Origin of the sequence: Rathayibacter sp. AY1F3 (assembly GCF_002931975.1) — a bacterium.
Classification (GTDB): Bacteria; Actinomycetota; Actinomycetes; order Actinomycetales; family Microbacteriaceae; genus Rathayibacter.
Genome location: NZ_PSVF01000006.1, coordinates 105,597 through 122,907, shown reverse-complemented (window position 1 = coordinate 122,907; position 17,311 = coordinate 105,597). Strand labels below are relative to the sequence as shown.

Here is a 17,311-nt window from a genome sequence, read left to right as displayed (position 1 = left end):
CTCCGTGCCGAGGGCCCCCGGTGGTCGCGGGCCCGCCGGTAGCATCGTCGGGTGATCAGCACCGTCCACCGCATCGGCGACCTCCGCGAGCGGCTGCAGGAGGCGCGGCGGGCCGGTCGGCGCATCGCGCTCGTGCCGACGATGGGCGCCCTGCACGCCGGGCACCTCGCCCTCGTCGAGCGGGCGCGCGAGCTGGCCGACGTCGTCGTCGTGTCGGTGTTCGTGAATCCGCTGCAGTTCGGCCCGTCCGAGGACCTGGACCGCTACCCGCGCGACCTCGAGGGCGACACCGCCCTGCTCGACGCGGCCGGGGCCGACCTCCTCTTCGCTCCGGGAGTCGCCGTGATGTACCCCGACGGGCCGTCCTCGACGCGGGTCGTCGCGGGCGAGGTCGGCGGCCTCTACGAGGGGCGCGCGCGGCCGGGGCACTTCGACGGGATGCTCACCGTCGTCGCCAAGCTCCTGAGCATCGCCCAGCCGGACGTCGCGGTCTTCGGGCAGAAGGACGCGCAGCAGCTGTTCCTCGTGCGCCGCATGGTCCGCGACCTCGACCTGCCCGTGGAGATCGAGGGCGTCGGCATCGTGCGGGAGGAGGACGGGCTCGCCCGCTCCAGCCGCAACCGCTACCTCGACGAGGAGCAGCGCCGCGCGGGCCTCGTGCTGCCGCGCCTCCTCGCGGCCGCCGCGGAAGCCGCGGACCGCGGTGCCGCCGCGGCGATCGAGGCCGCCGAGGCCGTCGCGCACGCCGAGCCGCTCGTTAAGCTGGACTACCTCGTCGTCGTGGATCCCGCGACGCTCCTCCCGGTCGACGCCGACCACCGCGGCCCGGCACTCGTGCTCGTCGCCGCGATCGTCGGCACCACCCGCCTCCTCGACAACGCCCCGATCCTGCTCGCCTGATCGCGGCCGTCCGCCCCGAACCGAAAGCACCGCGACCCCTCATGGCCGACACCCCCGACGTCCCCGAGTCCACGACCCCCGCCGCCGAGCAGTCCGACTCCGAGCAGGCCGCCGCCGAGCAGGCCGCCGCCGAGCGGGCCGCGCAGCAGGAGGCCTCCGAGCAGAAGGCCGTCCGCCTCGCCAAGCGCGAGCGCCTGCTCGAGCTCGCGGGCGACGACCTCGGCGCCGGCGCCTACCCCGTCGCGGTCGGAGTCACCGACACCATCGCGGCCGTCCGGGCGCGCCACGAGGGCATCGAGCCGGACGTGAAGACCGGCGAGCGCGTCGGCCTCGCGGGCCGCGTGGTGTTCCAGCGCAACACGGGCAAGCTCTGCTTCGCGACGCTGCAGGCCGGCGACGGCGAGCGGATCCAGGCCATGGTCTCGCTCGGCGACGTGGGCGAGGAGTCGCTGGCGGCGTGGAAGGAGCTCGTCGACCTGGGCGACCACCTCTTCGTCGAGGGCGAGGTCGTCTCGAGCAAGCGCGGCGAGCTGAGCGTGTGGGTGTCGGAGTGGACGATCGCCGCGAAGTCGATCCTGCCGCTGCCGAACCTGCACAACGAGCTCGGCGACGAGACCCGGATGCGCCAGCGCTACCTCGACCTGATCGTGCGCCCCCAGGCCCGCGAGACGGTCGTCACCCGCGCCCACGTGAACGCCTCCCTCCGCGACACCTTCGCCTCCCACGAGTTCCTCGAGGTCGAGACCCCGATGCTGCAGGTGATGCACGGCGGCGCCTCCGCCCGCCCCTTCGCCACGCACTCGAACGCGTTCGACACCGAGCTGTACCTGCGCATCGCGCCCGAGCTCTACCTCAAGCGGGCGGTCGTCGGCGGCATCGACCGGGTCTTCGAGATCAACCGCAACTTCCGCAACGAGGGCGCCGACTCCACCCACTCGCCCGAGTTCGCGATGCTCGAGGCCTACCAGGCGTACGGCGACTACAACTCGATCGCCGACCTCACCCAGGAGCTGATCCAGAACGCGGCGCAGGCCGTCGCGGGCTCGCACGTGGTCACCTGGGCCGACGGCACCGAGTTCGACCTCGGCGGCCGGTGGGACCGCATCTCGATGTACGAGAGCCTGTCGCTCGCGGCCGGCATCGCGATCACGCCGGAGACGGAGCTCGCCGAGCTCGAGACCCTCGCCGCGCGCGAGGGCGTCGAGGTGCACGTCCCCACGCACGGCAAGTACGTCGAGGAGCTGTGGGAGCACTTCGTGAAGGGCGGCCTGACGCGTCCGACCTTCGTGATGGACTTCCCCGTCGACACCTCGCCGCTCGTGCGCGCGCACCGCAGCATCCCGGGCGTCGTCGAGAAGTGGGACCTCTACGTCCGCGGCTTCGAGCTGGCCACCGGCTACTCCGAGCTGATCGACCCGGTCGTGCAGCGCGAGCGCTTCGTCGAGCAGGCCCGCCAGGCCGCCGCGGGCGACGACGAGGCGATGCGCCTGGACGAGGACTTCCTCCGCGCCCTCGAGCACGGCATGCCCCCCACCGGCGGCATGGGCATGGGCATCGACCGCCTCCTGATGGCGATCACCGGGCTCGGGATCCGCGAGACGATCCTGTTCCCGCTCGTCAAGTAGGGTCGCAGGAGCCGAGGGGGAGACATGGTCAGGGCATCGAGCATCGTCGCGGCCGTCGCGGCGGGCGTCCTCACGATCGCGCAGTTCGGAGTGGGGACCGCGGTCGCCGCGAGCGTCCTCACCTCCTCCGGCGACGTCGGCACCGCGCTGGCCGACCGGCGGGCGGCCGAGGCGTTCACGCCCGACCCCACGATCGCCGGCTTCGCGGAGCGGACCGCCATGTCCGACCGCGGCCGCGCCCTCTACTACGCGTCGAGCCCGTCGGTCGAGCCGACCGCCGGCTTCAACGACCTCTGCGGCTACGGCGCCTCCGACGACATCGTCCTCGGCTGCTACACCGGCACCAGCATCTACATCTCGGACGTCGCCAACCCCGACCTCGACGGGATCCGCGACGTGACGGCGGCGCACGAGATGCTGCACGCCGCGTGGGTGCGGCTCGACGCGGAGGAGCAGGCCGAGCTGGGCGACGAGCTCGAGGCCGCGTACGAGACCCTCCCTCAGGACGGCACGATCGCCGAGCGCCTCGAGCTGTACCGCACCGGCGGCCTCGGCGAGCGCGTCAACGAGCTGCACTCGATCCTGGGGACCGAGGTGGCCGACCTGCCGCCGGCGCTCGAGGCGCACTACGCCGAGTTCTTCGACGACCGCTCCGTCGTCGTGGGCCTGAACGCCCGCTACGAGGCGGTCTTCACCGATCTCGAGAACCGCATCGAGGACCTGGTCTCCCGGATCGAGACGATGTACGCGGACCTCACGGCGCGGGTCGACGCGAACAACGCCGAGTACGACGCGCTCAACGTCGAGATCGACGACTTCAACTCGCGCGCCGACAGCGGCGACTTCGGATCGACGGCCGAGTTCGAGACGGAGCGCGCCGATCTGCTCGCCCGCAGCCAGGCCGTCGACGCCACCCGCGCCGCCATCGACGCGGACATCGCTGTGTACGACGGCCTGCGCTCGGAGCTGGAGGGCCTCAACTCCGATGCCGCGGCGCTGAACAAGTCGGTCGAGAGCCAGTAGCGCCCAGCGCCCGCGAAGGCCGCTGGGCGCACGGGCCTCCGGGCTCACGGCTCCCGCGCCGGTGCCGCGGGTAGGATCGCCGCATGGACTGGGAGCTGTGGAACCAGGGGCTGTGGGCCCTCGTGCCGACGATCACGGTCGGAGCCATCTTCTGGTTCGTGATGCGCGCCCTCATCCGCTCGGACCGCAACGAGCGCCGCGCGTACGACCGCATCGAGGCCCGCGAGCGCGAGCGCCGCGGCCTGCCTCCCCGCGACGCCTCCTGACCACCGCCGCCGCGCGGGTGCCTCCCGCGCCCGCTGAGCGGCTCCGCACGACGAACGAGGAGGCGCGGTGCCCGCACCCGACTGGGCCGTGATCCTCCCGATCGCGGCCGTGGTCGTCGAGCTCGTGGTCCGCGTGATCGCCGTGATCGTCGTGCCGCGGAACCGTCGTCCGACCACCGGCCTCGCCTGGCTGATGGCGATCTTCCTCATCCCGTACGTCGGCATCCTGCTGTTCCTCTTCATCGGGAGCTACCGGCTGCCGCGCAAGCGCCGCCGGAAGCAGCAGGAGATCAACCGGTTCATCCTGGAGTCGACCGACGGCATCGACCGCGTCGCCCGGGAGCACCCGTGGCCGCAGTGGCTGGAGTCGGTGGTCACCCTCAACCGCAACCTCGGCGCCATGCCGCTGGTCGGCGGGAACGACGCGCGCCTCCAGGGCGACTACGAGCAGACCATCCGCGCGATGGCCGCCGAGATCGACCGCGCCCGCCGCTACGTGCACTGCGAGTTCTACATCCTCGCCGCCGACTCGACCACCGCGCCCTTCTTCGACGCGCTCGACCGCGCGGTGGCGCGCGGGGTGCGGGTGCGGATCCTCCTCGACCACATCGCGTCGATCCGCGTGCCCGGCTACTACAGCGGCACCCACCGCCGGCTGCGCGCCCTCGAGCGGGCGGGCGCCTCGTGGTCGTACATGCTCCCCGTGCGGCCGTGGCGCGGGCAGTACCAGCGGCCGGACCTGCGCAACCACCGCAAGCTGCTGATCGTCGACGGCAACGCGGCCTTCATGGGCTCGCAGAACGTCGTCGACTCCAGCTACAACAAGCGCGGCAACATCCGCCGCGGCCTGCACTGGCACGACCTGATGGTGCGCCTCGAGGGGCCGGTGGTGCAGGGCATCAACGCCATCTTCATCACCGACTGGTACAGCGAGACCGACGAGCTGCTCCTGCGGGAGTCGGAGCCGATGGAGGCGCTGCAGCAGCGCGACACGATCGACTGCCAGGTGGTGCCGAGCGGGCCGGGGTTCGAGGGCGAGAACAACCTGCGCCTGTTCCTGACGCTGCTCTACTCGGCGCAGAAGTCGATCATCATCACCAGCCCGTACTTCGTGCCCGACGAGGCGATGCTCTACGCGATCACCACGGCGACCCGGCGGGGCGTGCACGTGGAGCTCTTCGTCTCCGAGATCGGCGACCAGGCCGTGGTCTACCACGCCCAGCGCTCGTACTACGAGACGCTGCTGACCGCGGGCGTGCGCATCTGGATGTACCGCAAGCCGACCATCCTGCACGCGAAGCACTTCACGATCGACGACGACGTCGCCGTGATCGGCTCGAGCAACATGGACATGCGCTCCTTCACGCTCAACCTCGAGGTCTCGCTCATGGTGCGCGGCTCGGAGTTCGTCGAGGACCTGCGCCAGGTGCAGCAGGACTACCGCGAGCACTCCCGCGAGCTGACCCTCCGCGAGTGGCGGCAGCAGCCGCTCCGCTCGACCCTGCTCGACAACCTGGCGCGGCTCACCTCGGCACTGCAGTAGCGCGGCTCCCGTCCGCCCGCAGGCGGAGGATGCGCGGCCCCGACTCGTCGCGCAAGTCCCTGTGCGGGCCGCCGCGCCCCGCGTAGCGTCGGAGCGTCCTCAGCACCATCCGGTTCCGCCTGCCCGGCGCCGGGTTCGAGAAGGGAACGGACATGACGGCATCCCGTACGACGCGCATCCTCATCCTCGGCGGCGGCTACGTCGGCCTGTACACGGCCTGGGGCCTCGAGAAGAGACGGGGGGAGGCGCCGATCGACGTCACCGTCGTCGAGCCGAACCCCTACATGACCTACCAGCCGCTGCTGCCCGAGGTCGCCGGCGGCCACGTCCAGCCGCGCCACGTCACGGTGCCGCTGGTCTCCGCGCTCAAGCGCACCCGCGTGATCCGCGGCGCGATCACCGGCGTGAGCCTCGCCGAGCGCAGCGCCACCGTCGCCGCGATGGACGGCTCCACCCGCACGATCGAGTTCGACCAGGTCGTCTTCGCGCTCGGAGCCGTCACCCGCACGTTCCCCACGCCGGGCCTCGCCGAGCACGGCATCGGCTTCAAGACGGTGGAGGAGGCGGCGCACCTGCGCGACCGCGTCATCGAGAACATCGCGAAGGCGGCGCTCACCACCGATCCCGCCGAGCGCCGGCGCCTGCTCACCTTCGTCTTCGTCGGCGGCGGCTACACCGGCGTCGAGGCGCTGAGCGAGCTGCTCGACCTCAGCCGCAAGACCCTCGCCGCACAGCCCTCCCTCTCGATGGGCGACGTGACCTGGCACCTCGTCGAGGCGCTGGACCGGGTCGCCCCCGAGGTCGGTCCCGAGCTCTCGAAGTGGACGCTCGACCACCTCCGCTCGCGCGGCGTGCACGTGCACCTGAAGACGACGATGCCCTCCTGCGAGGACGGCGTCGTGGAGCTCTCCTCGGGCGAGCGCATCCCGACGGCCACGATCGTGTGGACCGCCGGCGTGAAGCCGAACCCGATCCTCGACGCGACCGACGCGCCCCGCGGGCCGAAGGGCCACGTCATGGCGGATGCGCGCCTGCGGGTCATCCGCGAGGACGGCGAGCCGGTGGGCGGCGCCTGGGCGGCCGGCGACGGCGCGCAGGTGCCGGACCTCACCAGTGAGAAGCAGCCCGCGTACTACCCGCCGAACGCGCAGAACGCGGTCCGGCAGGCCAAGCTCCTGGCGCGCAACATCATCGCCGACCTCACCGGAGGCACCGTGGAGGAGTACCGCCACGCCTCCGTCGGGACCGTCGCCGAGTACGGCATCGGCAAGGGCGCCGGCCTGATCAAGGGCGTGAAGCTGCGCGGCCTCCCCGCCTGGCTCGCCCACCGCGCCTACCACGGAGCGGCGATGCCGACCCTGGATCGCAAGTGGCGGATCATCACGGGCTGGCTCGTCGACGCCGTCACTCCGCGCGACCTCTCGCCGATGAGCGCGCTGCAGGATCCTCGCCGCGCCTTCCGCGAGACGGCCGAGGCCACCGACCGCGAGGCAGCAGCGAAGGCCGCCGCGAAGAAGGAGTCGGACGCGTCCTGACGCGCCGGTGAGAGCGCGGGAGTCGCGGTGGTCGAGCGGGATCATCGCGACTCCCGCGCTCCCGAGTCGTGGGCCCCGCCTCGGAGCGCCTCGGCCTGACGGTCTCGGCTCAGGCCCGGCGGCGCGGCTTGAGGCGCACGGTCGGCAGCACGGGCGCGGGGAGCGCGCGTCCGCCGTACCCGTCGACGGTGCCGAACGGTCCCGCGGGATCCGCCCCGGCGATCACGTCGGACTGCCAGCGCTCGCGGGCGGCCGCCACGTCGTCGTGGCTGCGGCCGACGAAGTTCCACCACATCACCAGCTCCTCGGCGAACGGCTCGCCGCCGAGCAGCACCACGCGGGCTCCCGCGTCCCCGGCCGTCAGCACCAGGTGCGAGCGGCCGGGCGCCAGGTAGGCGAGGTCCGAGCGCGGGACGTCCGCGCCCTCGACCGCCACGGGGCCGGCGTCGACGAGCACGCCGTACTCCCACGACTCCTCGACCGGCAGCTCGACCCGGGCGCCCGGCTCGAGGTCGATCTGGGCGGCGACCAGCGGAGTGAAGGTGCTCGCGGGCACCGACGCGCCCAGCATCCCTCCGACGAAGACGCGCACCAGCGCGCCGGGCAGATCCACGGGCACGCCGCGGTGGTGCTCGAAGAACGGATCGACGAGCCGCGCCTCCTCGGGCAGCGCGACCCAGAGCTGCACCCCGTGCAGGACGGGCGCGCCCCCGGTCGAGACCTCCGAGTGCGAGATGCCGCGTCCGGCCGTCATCAGGTTGAGCTCGCCCGGGCGCACCACGGCGAGGCTGCCGACGCTGTCGCGGTGCTCGATCTCGCCCTCGAAGAGCCAGCTCACGGTCTGCAGGCCGGTGTGCGGGTGCGGCGGGACGTCCATCCCGGCCTCCTCGCCGAGCCGCACCGGGCCGTAGTGGTCGGCGAAGCACCATGCGCCGATCGTCGAGCGCGAGCGCTGGGGGAGGGTGCGGCGCACCTCGATCGCGCGCGGACCGCCGAGCGGGACGAGTCGCGCCTCCAGGATCTCGACCGCGCCGGACTCGCGAGGGACCGGCTCCGCGGCGACGGGGAGCTCGTCGGGATGCTCCTCCAGGTTGCTCATGCGGGAAGTGTATGCCTTCGCATGGACCGGTGAACGGGACCGCCGCCCGCACCCCTCCGGATCGCGTGCACGCCCAGGGCGAACAGGCCTGCTCACCGGGGGGAGCGCTGGTTACAGTCGACGTATCGGAGCCCACCCCTGCGGGTTCTGTAGGGAGTGACAGCATGTTCGAGAGATTCACCGATCGCGCGCGGCGCGTCGTCGTCCTGGCCCAGGAAGAGGCCAAGATGCTCAATCACAACTACATCGGCACGGAGCACATCCTGCTCGGCCTGATCCACGAGGGCGAGGGAGTGGCCGCCAAGGCGCTCGAGTCCCTCGGGATCTCGCTCGACGCTGTGCGCGAGCAGGTGCAGGACATCATCGGCCAGGGGCAGCAGCAGCCGACCGGCCACATCCCCTTCACGCCTCGGGCGAAGAAGGTCCTCGAGCTGTCCCTGCGCGAAGCGCTGCAGCTCGGCCACAACTACATCGGGACCGAGCACATCCTGCTCGGCCTCATCCGCGAGGGCGAGGGCGTCGCCGCTCAGGTGCTGGTCAAGCTCGGTGCCGACCTGAACCGCGTGCGCCAGCAGGTCATCCAGCTGCTCTCCGGCTACCAGGGCAAGGAGCAGGTCGCCGTGGGCGGTGAGCAGCAGCAGCCTCAGGGGGGATCGCAGATCCTCGACCAGTTCGGCCGCAACCTCACCCAGGCGGCGCGCGACAACAAGCTCGACCCGGTCATCGGGCGCGAGAAGGAGATCGAGCGGGTCATGCAGATCCTCTCCCGCCGCTCCAAGAACAACCCCGTCCTGATCGGCGAGCCCGGCGTCGGCAAGACCGCCGTCGTCGAGGGCCTCGCCCAGGCGATCGTGCGCGGCGACGTGCCCGAGACGCTGAAGGACAAGCAGCTCTACACGCTCGACCTCGGGTCGCTCATCGCCGGATCCCGCTACCGCGGTGACTTCGAGGAGCGCCTCAAGAAGGTCACGAAGGAGATCCGCACCCGCGGCGACATCATCACCTTCATCGACGAGATCCACACCCTCGTCGGCGCAGGGGCCGCTGAGGGCGCGATCGACGCCGCCTCGATCCTCAAGCCGCTGCTCGCCCGCGGCGAGCTGCAGACCATCGGCGCGACCACGCTCGACGAGTACCGCAAGCACTTCGAGAAGGACGCCGCTCTCGAGCGCCGCTTCCAGCCGATCCAGGTCGCGGAGCCGTCGCTGCCCCACACGATCAACATCCTCAAGGGCCTGCGCGACCGCTACGAGGCGCACCACAAGGTGTCCATCACCGACGGCGCGATCGTCTCGGCGGCCAATCTGGCCGACCGCTACATCAGCGACCGCTTCCTCCCCGACAAGGCGATCGACCTGATCGACGAGGCCGGCGCACGCCTGCGCCTCTCGATCCTCTCGGCGCCGCCGGAGCTGCGCGACTTCGACGACCGCATCGCCGTTGTCCGCTCCGCCAAGGAGGCCGCGATCGAGGACCAGGACTTCGAGAAGGCCGCGTCGCTCCGCGACGAGGAGAAGCAGCTGCTCGGTGAGCGCCTGCGCCTCGAGAAGCAGTGGAAGTCGGGCGACGTCAAGGCCACCGGCGTGGTCGACGAGGGCCTGATCGCCGAGGTCCTCGCCCAGGCGACGGGCATCCCGGTCTTCAAGCTCACGGAGGAGGAGTCCTCGCGGCTCGTCTTCATGGAGAAGGCCCTGCACCAGCGCGTCATCGGCCAGGAGGAGGCCATCGCGGCACTCTCGCGGACGATCCGCCGCACCCGCGCGGGCCTCAAGGACCCCAAGCGCCCCTCGGGCTCGTTCATCTTCGCCGGCCCCACGGGCGTCGGGAAGACCGAGCTGGCCAAGGCGCTCGCCGAGTTCCTCTTCGACGACGAGAACGCGATGATCTCGCTCGACATGTCGGAGTACGGCGAGAAGCACACCGTCTCGCGGCTGTTCGGCGCCCCTCCCGGGTTCGTCGGCTTCGAGGAGGGCGGCCAGCTCACCGAGAAGGTGCGCCGCAAGCCGTTCAGCGTGGTCCTCTTCGACGAGATCGAGAAGGCGCACCCGGACATCTTCAACTCGCTCCTCCAGATCCTGGAGGAGGGTCGACTGACCGACGGCCAGGGCCGTGTCGTCGACTTCAAGAACACCGTCATCATCATGACCACCAACCTCGGTGCTCGTGACATCGCCGGTGGTCCCGTCGGGTTCCAGATCGAGGGCGACAACGCCACCGGCTACGACCGCATGCGCGGCAAGGTGAACGAGGAGCTCAAGAAGCACTTCAAGCCCGAGTTCCTCAACCGCGTGGACGACGTCATCGTCTTCCCGCAGCTGTCGAAGCCCGAGCTGCTCCAGATCGTCGACCTCTTCATCAAGCGCCTGGGCGACCGCCTGCTCGACCGCGACATGACGGTGGAGCTGACGCAGCCGGCCAAGGAGCGCCTGATCGAGGTCGGGTTCGACCCGGCCCTCGGTGCGCGCCCCCTGCGCCGCGCGATCCAGCGCGAGATCGAGGACCAGCTGTCCGAGCGGATCCTGCACGGCGAGCTCGGCGCCGGAGACCACATCCACGTGGACTTCGCCGAGAACAGGTTCGTCTTCACCACGACCCCGCGTCTGATCTCGATCAGCGCCGGCGCGTCCACCGGAGCGGCCACGGCCGGCCCGGCGACGCCCGACCTGATGTCGTAGCAGGCTGCCGAACGACCCCGTGCCCGTCCCCTCTCGCGAGGGGGCGGGCACGTCGTCGTCCGGGGGGGTGGGCGCCTGCTCGCAGGATCCCGCGCCCTGTGCGGCCTAGGCTTGTCGAATGGCCGATTGGAAGTACCCGGTGCGCCGCGCGCGCACGAGCGATGTCCCCTTCATCCAGGAGCTGAGCGAGCCGCTCGTGAACGAGCGCATCCTCCTGGGCAAGGACCGCGTGGTGCTCTACGGCGCCGTGCAGGAGTTCCGCATCGCCGAGGACGGCCATGGGACGGCGATCGGCTGCGGTGCGCTGCATGTGATGTGGGACGACATCGCGGAGGTGCGCACCCTCGCGGTCGCGCAGGACTGGCTCGGGAGGGGTGTGGGCCACCACATCCTGGAGCGCCTCGAGAACGACGCGCGCGAGCTCGGCCTGAAGCGCCTGTTCTGCCTCACCTTCGAGGTCGACTTCTTCACCCGCCACGGCTTCGAGCCGATCGGCGAGAAGGTCGTCGACCCCGAGGTCTACGCCGAGCTGCTCCGCTCTCCCGACGAGGGAGTCGCCGAGTTCCTCGACCTCGCCCGGGTGAAGCCGAACACGCTCGGCAACACCCGCATGCTGAAGACGCTCTGACCGCCGCCACGTCGTAGCCTGTCCCGGTGACTCCGCCGCCCCGCCGCCTGCCCTCCCGGGTCTACCGGCGACGCCGCGCCGGAGTGCTGCTCGCGCTGGTCGTCATCGTCGCGGGCCTGGCGGTGGTGCTGTCGCTGCTCCCGCGGATGACCGGCTCCGACGCCGCGTCGAGCCCCACGCCGACCGTCGTGCTGCCGACGCTCTACCCGACCACCTCGCCCGGTGCGACGCCCGGCGCCGCACCCGCCTGCTCGGCCGACTCCGTCGCCGTCACCGCGGTCACGGACGCCACGAGCTACGCGCCCGGCGAGGATCCGCAGCTCTCGCTCTCGCTGGCCAACATCTCGAGCACCGACTGCGTGATCGACGCGGGCACGAGCAAGCAGGTCTTCACGATCACGAGCGGCTCCGAGCAGATCTGGACCTCCACGGACTGCCAGACCGGCGCGGCCGATCTGCCGGTGCTCCTCCAGGCGGGCCGCTCGGTGATGGGCAGCGCGCTGACGTGGGACCGCACCCGCTCCTCCGCCGACACCTGCTCCGGCGGACGCGAGGCGGTCGAGGCGGGCGGCGCCGCCTACAACCTGTCGGTGTCGGTCGCCGGCATCCCCTCGGGCTCGCCCACGCAGTTCCTGCTCCAGTAGTCCGCCCGGGGGACGTGCCGGGCGTGCGTCGGCGCGTAGCATCGCAGGCATGTGGGGGCTGCTCGGCACGATCCTGTCCGCCTCGACCGGCCGGGCGGGGGTGGTCGCGCGGCGCGCGGCGGCCGTGGCCCTCGCGGTTCCGCTGCTGGTCGGCGGGGCGGCGGCGCAGGCCGTGGCGGCTCCGCAGCCCGTCGCGGGTGTCGTGCGCGCGGATGTGGACGGCTTCCGGTTCTCGGAGTACTCGGCCGACTTCCGCCTCGACCGCGACGAGGAGGGCCGCTCGACGCTGACGACTGTCGAGACCTTCGTCGCCGAGTTCCCGCCGTCGCAGAACCGCGGCATGCAGCGCGCGATCCCGCTCGACTACGAGGGGCACCCGACCGACGTCGACCTGGTGTCCGTCACCGACGGCGACGGGGCGGCGCGGCCGGTCGACTCCGAGCGCGAGGACGGCTTCCTCCTGGTCACCAGCGCGGCGGACGAGTTCGTCAGCGGCAGCCAGACCTACGTCTTCACCTACACGCAGCACAACACGACCCTCCCTGGATCCGGCACGCGCAGCGGCGAGGACGAGTTCTACTGGGACGTCAACGGCACGGGCTGGCGCCAGTCCTTCGACCGCTACGACGTGCGCGTCGAGCTCGCCGGGTCGCTGGCCTCCGCCGCGACGGGGACCGTCAGCTGCTACCGGGGACCGGAGGGCTCGACGACGCCCTGCCCGATCGGCCGCGACGGCGCGGTCGTCACGGCAGCGGGGGAGTCGCTGGCTCCGGGGGAGAACGTGACCGTGGCGATCGGCTTCGCTCCCGGGACCTTCACGCCGCGCGACGACCGCTACCTCGCCTCCGGCTGGTCCTGGGTGCAGCTGGGCGGCCTCGCCGCGGTCCTGATCGGCCTCGCGCTCGCCGTGCACCGCCGCCGGACCGTGCTCCGCGACGCTCCCGGCCGCCCGACCGTCGTCGCCGAGTACGACCCGCCCGCGGAGGGGCTGTTCCTCTCCGCCGCGCTGCTGCGGAAGACGTCGAAGGCCCCCGCGGCCGGACTCCTGGACGCCGCCGTCCGCGGTCTCGTGCGCATCGAGGAGACGGGGGAGGGGCGGAAGCAGGAGTACGCCGTGCGGGTGCTCGACCCAGCGACGACGCCGACGCGACGCGCGGGACGCCCGCGGCCCCTCGCCTCCGACGACCGCGAGTTCCTCGACATCGCCCTCGGCCGGGCGCCGGGGACGGTGCGTGAGCTCTCGGGCAAGGACAAGGAGTTCGGCAAGGCCGTCGGACAGTTCCAGACCGCGCTGGGCAACCGGGTGACCGAGGCGGGACTGAAGAAGGCCGGGACGATCGGCGGCAGCGTGCTCGTGATCGTCCCGCTGCTGCTGGGTGTCATGGCCGCCTTCCTGGGCGCGATCCTCCTGATGACCCGCTCCTTCGGCGGAGCGCTCCCGCTCGTGCTGATGCTCGTCGCGATCGTCGCGGGCGTCGTGGGGACGATCCTGGTCTCGAGGGTGCCGCTGACGCCCGCGGGGGCTGAGTTGCGCGACCATCTGCGCGGGCTCGAGCTGTACATCCGCCTGGCCGAGGCCGACCGGATCGCGATGCTGCAGTCGCCCCGCGGGGCGGACCGGCGCACGGTCGGACCGGTCGAGGTGGTCGAGGTGACGGAGCGCCTGCTGCCGTGGGCCGTGCTCTTCGGTCTCGAGAAGGAGTGGTCGGCGGAGCTCGCGTCGGCCTACGAGCGCACCGGCGAGGAGCCGGTCTGGTACTCCGGACCGAACGGCTTCCACGCGGCGGCCTTCGCCGGCAGCGTGTCCTCGTTCTCGTCGTCGACGTCGAGCTACGTCGGATCCTCGTCGAGCTCCTCGAGCGGCGGCGCGGGCGGTGGCGGCAGCTCGGGCGGGGGCGGCGGAGGCGGCGGCGGAGGCGGCGTCTAGGGGCAGGCTGCGACGGGCGGCCGCGGCGGATCGGACGCGTGCGGTGGTCGCGGGGAGCCGTCGGGAAGTGCCCACGGAGCCGGTGTTCGCCTCCGGTGTCGATGCTCGACGATGCGGTGGACGGGGGCACCCGCGGCTCCGAGCGGTGGACGGGCGCCTGTGCAGCGTGCCGGGGACGCGGCCGTCAGTGCGTGGGGACCCGCTCCGGACGGATGCGCTCGGGAACGGGGACGAGCGCGTGGGTGATCGCGCTTGAGAGGGTGAAGGCGCTGGAGTCGAGGTGCGAGGAGTGCCCGAGTCGTGTCGCTTCGGAGGCGCGCTGCTTCGCTCCTGAGGCGGGCCGGATGTCTCCCGAGAGGCTGATCTCGCCGAACGCGGCGATCCCGGGCCGCAGCGGCGTGTAGGCGTGGGCGGAGGCGATGGCGACCGCGATCGCCAGGTCCGCCGCCGGCTCCATGAGCTTCACGCCGCCGACGGTCGACACGTAGACGTCGCAGCGCCGCAGGGGGATGCCCGCCTGCCGCTCGAGGACCGCGAGGATCATCGCGACCCGGGACGCGTCGACTCCGTTCGTGACGCGGCGGGGGTGCTCGCCGTCGTTCGCGATCACGAGCGCCTGGATCTCGACGGGGAGCGCGCGGCGTCCCTCCATCGCGACCGTGACGCAGATGCCCGGGGTGGGGAAGCGGGTGCGGCTGAGGAACAGACCGCTCGGGTCGGGGATCTCGGCGATGCCCTCGGCGGTCATCTCGAAGCAGCCGACCTCGTCCGTCGGGCCGAAGCGGTTCTTGAGCGAGCGGACGAAGCGCAGCGCCGTCTGCCGGTCGCCCTCGAAGTGGCAGACCACGTCGACCAGGTGCTCGAGCAGGCGCGGCCCCGCGATGGAGCCGTCCTTCGTGACGTGTCCGACGAGCACGAGGGGGAGCGCCCGCTCCTTGCAGACGCGGATGAGGGTCGCGGCGACCTCGCGGACCTGGCTGGGACCGCCGGGCAGGCCGTCGACGGTGTCGCTCGCGACCGTCTGCACCGAGTCGACGATGAGCAGGTCCGGCCGGACCTCGTCGATCTGGCCGAGCACGGTGGCGAGGTCGGTCTCGGCCGCGAGGAAGAGGCTGTCGTGCATCGCGCCGGTGCGCTCGGCCCGCATGCGCACCTGCGCGGCCGACTCCTCCGCGCTGACGTAGAGGACCCGCTGGCCCTCGGCCGCGGCGCGGCTCGCGACCTCGAGCAGGAGGGTCGACTTGCCCACGCCGGGCTCTCCCGAGAGCAGCACGACCGCACCGGAGACGATCCCGCCGCCGAGCACGCGGTCGAGCTCGCCCACGCCGGTGGGGCGGTGCGCCGCCGACGTGGTCTCGATCTCGGTGATGGGCCGCGCGATGCGGCCGGCGGCCGGAGCCACAGCGGCGACCGCGCGGACGAGGCCGGTGCGCTCGGTGCTCTCGATCACGGAGCCCCACTGCTGGCACTCGCCGCAGCGGCCGACCCACTTCGCGGTCGTCCATCCGCACTCCGAGCAGCGGTACGGGGCGGTGCGCGTCTTCGAGGAGGCCATGAGGTCCTTTCGGGGCGGAGGAGGGGGACGAGCGCGACGCTACGGGGGACCCCCGACACAGCCGCTCGTTCGAACGTGTCTTCGACAGTACAGTCCACCACCGACGCCGCGAGCGGGGCGCGCCAGGCCGGGGGAGAGGTCTCGTGGAAGCCGTTTATGGAGGAGCGTCGTCGCGGGGGAGCGGAGGCGGAGGATCGCGCCACGGAAGACGACGCCGCCCCGAGCGCCGCCCCGTCGGCGTCGGACGTCTGCGGGAGACTGGGGGACATGCCCTCGACAGTGCACGTCCTCAAGTCCGGCCGCCCGCTCGGAGTCAGCTGGTCCGGCCCCGAGGGCGCCGAGCGGGTCGTCGTCCTGGCGCATCCTGCTCCCGGCTCCTCGGACCTCGACCCCGACCCGGAGGCGACCGCGCGCCACGGGGTGCGCCTGCTCTCGTTCGACCGCCCGGGCTACGGCGCCTCCTCCCTTCTGACCGACCTCGACCCCGCCGGAGCGGGCGTCGGAGCCAGCCCCGAGCAGGCCGCCGCCGACATCGCCGAGTACCTCGCGACCGTCGGCATCGCCTCCGTCAGCGTCGCCGGCTGGTCGGCGGGAGGCCGCGTGGCCCTCGCGCTCGCCGCGAACTACCCCGGCCTCGTGGAGCGCGTCGCCCTGATCGGCACGCCCGCTCCCGACAGCGCCGTGCCGTGGGTCGGCGACGAGAACCGCGCCGAGCTCGCCCGCCTGGCCGACCTCCCGCTCGACGAGGCCGTCCGCTCGCTCACCCGCACCCTCGAGGGCGCCTTCGGCCCGACCCCCGCCCCGGACGCCCTGCTCGGGATGCTCGGCTCCGGCGACGCCGACACCGCGGTGCTCGAGACCCCCGAAGTCCGCGAGCGCCTCTCGCGCATGCTCGAGCGCGCCGCCGCCCAGGGCGCCCTCGGCATGGCCGCCGACCTCATCGGCTACGGCGTGCAGGAGTGGGGCTTCGCCGTCGAGTCCGCCGAGCCGCCCGCGCTCCTCCTCTACGGCGCCGAGGACGCGGTCGCCGGCCGCCGCCACGCCGAGTGGTACGCCGCCCGGCTGCCCGACTCCCGCCTCGAGGTCGTGCCCGGACGCGGCCACCTGCTCGCGATCCCGGAGTGGGACCGCGTGCTCGGCTTCCTCCTCCCCGCCTGACGGCGGCCCGTCCGCTCGATTGGCGCGACTTCCGGCCGTCGCGTACACTCGACCCCGGTACCGTGTCCGAGCGGCCGAAGGAGCATGTCTCGAAAACATGTGTGGGCTTGCGTCCACCGTGGGTTCAAATCCCACCGGTACCGCCAACGAGAAGAGCCTCAGATCCCGTCATGACGGGCATCTGAGGCTCTTTCGCTTTTCTTGACGACTGATCGGCGACCTAGCAATAACTGAGTTTTAATCGCACGTGCAGGCACCCGCAATATGAGGCCGCTTCAGAGCGCCGCTGATCGCAGGAAGAGACTTGTCGGGCACCTTCCTCGGAGGCCGTGGCCTAGCGGTGATGCGGTTTACCGGCAGTCATCGCCGTCATCGAGTGGTCGAGCTCCCGCGGTTGCGGCGAGCGGCCACCGTCGGTGTGGGACGTTCCCTTCTATCGGGCTAGTGCTGCATCGTCGGCGGATGCGGACGACGAACCAATAGCGTCGACGGCGATCGGGTCTTAACCGACTGTCGAGGATGACGACGCGAAAAGGTGCGGACGGAAGGGCTGTCGGCGGTCGCGGACCATCATCTGCAGCTCGGCTTTGTGCACAAAAGCGGCGATAGCTGTTTTGGTGTCGGGGTCGCTGGCGAGCATCCACGCCGTATCGGGGATGCCAATTTCCTCAAAGTAGTACCGCACGACACGACATTGACTAAGCACATGCGCGCGGTACGTGACGACGACCGT

Annotated in this window: 13 protein-coding genes and 1 tRNA gene; 12 read left to right on the top strand and 2 right to left on the bottom strand. The window is 71.9% G+C overall.

What is annotated here, in order from left to right; genetic code table 11:
* The first annotated feature begins 51 nt into the window (after positions 1-51).
* The 6 genes from panC to C5C39_RS05945 all read left to right on the top strand — a co-directional run bounded on the left by panC (position 52) and on the right by C5C39_RS05945 (position 6,892).
* Complete coding sequence (panC, locus tag C5C39_RS05970; RefSeq protein ID WP_104352887.1) at positions 52-900, top strand: pantoate--beta-alanine ligase; 849 nt, start codon at positions 52-54, stop codon at positions 898-900.
* Between the two features lie 41 nt (positions 901-941).
* Positions 942-2,525: a lysine--tRNA ligase gene (lysS, locus tag C5C39_RS05965; protein ID WP_104352886.1), complete on the top strand. Its 1,584-nt coding sequence runs from the start codon at positions 942-944 to the stop codon at positions 2,523-2,525.
* A gap of 24 nt (positions 2,526-2,549) precedes the next feature.
* Positions 2,550-3,548 (top strand): hypothetical protein, encoded by a 999-nt coding sequence (locus C5C39_RS05960; RefSeq protein ID WP_104255539.1) that lies wholly within the window; start codon positions 2,550-2,552, stop codon positions 3,546-3,548.
* A gap of 83 nt (positions 3,549-3,631) precedes the next feature.
* The gene (locus C5C39_RS05955; RefSeq protein WP_104224094.1) at positions 3,632-3,814 is read left to right on the top strand and encodes a hypothetical protein; all 183 of its coding nucleotides are present in this window, start codon (positions 3,632-3,634) and stop codon (positions 3,812-3,814) included.
* A 67-nt stretch (positions 3,815-3,881) separates the two neighbouring features.
* The gene (gene cls / locus C5C39_RS05950; RefSeq protein WP_104224093.1) at positions 3,882-5,357 is read left to right on the top strand and encodes a cardiolipin synthase; all 1,476 of its coding nucleotides are present in this window, start codon (positions 3,882-3,884) and stop codon (positions 5,355-5,357) included.
* A 152-nt stretch (positions 5,358-5,509) separates the two neighbouring features.
* Positions 5,510-6,892 (top strand): NAD(P)/FAD-dependent oxidoreductase, encoded by a 1,383-nt coding sequence (locus tag C5C39_RS05945; RefSeq protein ID WP_104272976.1) that lies wholly within the window; start codon positions 5,510-5,512, stop codon positions 6,890-6,892.
* A 109-nt stretch (positions 6,893-7,001) separates the two neighbouring features.
* Here C5C39_RS05945 and C5C39_RS05940 read toward each other — a convergent pair whose 3' ends face one another.
* Positions 7,002-7,991 (bottom strand): pirin family protein, encoded by a 990-nt coding sequence (locus tag C5C39_RS05940; protein WP_104352885.1) that lies wholly within the window; start codon positions 7,989-7,991, stop codon positions 7,002-7,004.
* A gap of 164 nt (positions 7,992-8,155) precedes the next feature.
* Here C5C39_RS05940 and C5C39_RS05935 point away from each other — a divergent pair, with 164 nt between their 5' ends.
* The 4 genes from C5C39_RS05935 (at position 8,156) to C5C39_RS17435 (ending at position 13,865) form a co-directional block, all read left to right on the top strand.
* Complete coding sequence (locus C5C39_RS05935) at positions 8,156-10,666, top strand: ATP-dependent Clp protease ATP-binding subunit (protein WP_104226003.1); 2,511 nt, start codon at positions 8,156-8,158, stop codon at positions 10,664-10,666.
* A gap of 118 nt (positions 10,667-10,784) precedes the next feature.
* Positions 10,785-11,294, top strand: a complete 510-nt coding sequence (locus C5C39_RS05930) for an amino-acid N-acetyltransferase (protein ID WP_104234293.1) — start codon at positions 10,785-10,787, stop codon at positions 11,292-11,294.
* Between the two features lie 26 nt (positions 11,295-11,320).
* Positions 11,321-11,938: a hypothetical protein gene (locus C5C39_RS05925; protein WP_104224088.1), complete on the top strand. Its 618-nt coding sequence runs from the start codon at positions 11,321-11,323 to the stop codon at positions 11,936-11,938.
* Positions 11,939-11,987: 49 nt separating this feature from the next.
* Positions 11,988-13,865, top strand: a complete 1,878-nt coding sequence (locus tag C5C39_RS17435) for a DUF2207 domain-containing protein (RefSeq protein WP_181136330.1) — start codon at positions 11,988-11,990, stop codon at positions 13,863-13,865.
* A 184-nt stretch (positions 13,866-14,049) separates the two neighbouring features.
* Here C5C39_RS17435 and radA read toward each other — a convergent pair whose 3' ends face one another.
* On the bottom strand, positions 14,050-15,420 hold the full coding sequence (radA, locus tag C5C39_RS05915) for a DNA repair protein RadA (protein WP_104224086.1): 1,371 nt from the start codon (positions 15,418-15,420) through the stop codon (positions 14,050-14,052).
* Positions 15,421-15,687: 267 nt separating this feature from the next.
* On the opposite strand from radA, the gene C5C39_RS05910 reads away from it, so the two are divergent.
* Complete coding sequence (locus C5C39_RS05910; RefSeq protein WP_181136329.1) at positions 15,688-16,578, top strand: alpha/beta fold hydrolase; 891 nt, start codon at positions 15,688-15,690, stop codon at positions 16,576-16,578.
* A 56-nt stretch (positions 16,579-16,634) separates the two neighbouring features.
* Positions 16,635-16,724: transfer RNA gene (locus C5C39_RS05905), tRNA-Ser, on the top strand.
* The last annotated feature ends 587 nt before the right edge of the window (positions 16,725-17,311 follow it).

Bases quoted from the DNA above. Each gene is read 5' to 3' on its own strand.
- C5C39_RS05940 (WP_104352885.1), bottom strand. From the start codon at position 7,991: ATGAGCAACCTGGAGGAGCATCCCGACGAGCTCCCCGTCGCCGCGGAG.
- lysS (WP_104352886.1), top strand. From the start codon at position 942: ATGGCCGACACCCCCGACGTCCCCGAGTCCACGACCCCCGCCGCCGAG.
- C5C39_RS05930 (WP_104234293.1), top strand. From the start codon at position 10,785: ATGGCCGATTGGAAGTACCCGGTGCGCCGCGCGCGCACGAGCGATGTC.
- C5C39_RS05910 (WP_181136329.1), top strand. From the start codon at position 15,688: ATGCCCTCGACAGTGCACGTCCTCAAGTCCGGCCGCCCGCTCGGAGTC.
- C5C39_RS05945 (WP_104272976.1), top strand. From the start codon at position 5,510: ATGACGGCATCCCGTACGACGCGCATCCTCATCCTCGGCGGCGGCTAC.
- C5C39_RS05935 (WP_104226003.1), top strand. From the start codon at position 8,156: ATGTTCGAGAGATTCACCGATCGCGCGCGGCGCGTCGTCGTCCTGGCC.
- radA (WP_104224086.1), bottom strand. From the start codon at position 15,420: ATGGCCTCCTCGAAGACGCGCACCGCCCCGTACCGCTGCTCGGAGTGC.
- C5C39_RS05955 (WP_104224094.1), top strand. From the start codon at position 3,632: ATGGACTGGGAGCTGTGGAACCAGGGGCTGTGGGCCCTCGTGCCGACG.
- C5C39_RS17435 (WP_181136330.1), top strand. From the start codon at position 11,988: ATGTGGGGGCTGCTCGGCACGATCCTGTCCGCCTCGACCGGCCGGGCG.
- C5C39_RS05960 (WP_104255539.1), top strand. From the start codon at position 2,550: ATGGTCAGGGCATCGAGCATCGTCGCGGCCGTCGCGGCGGGCGTCCTC.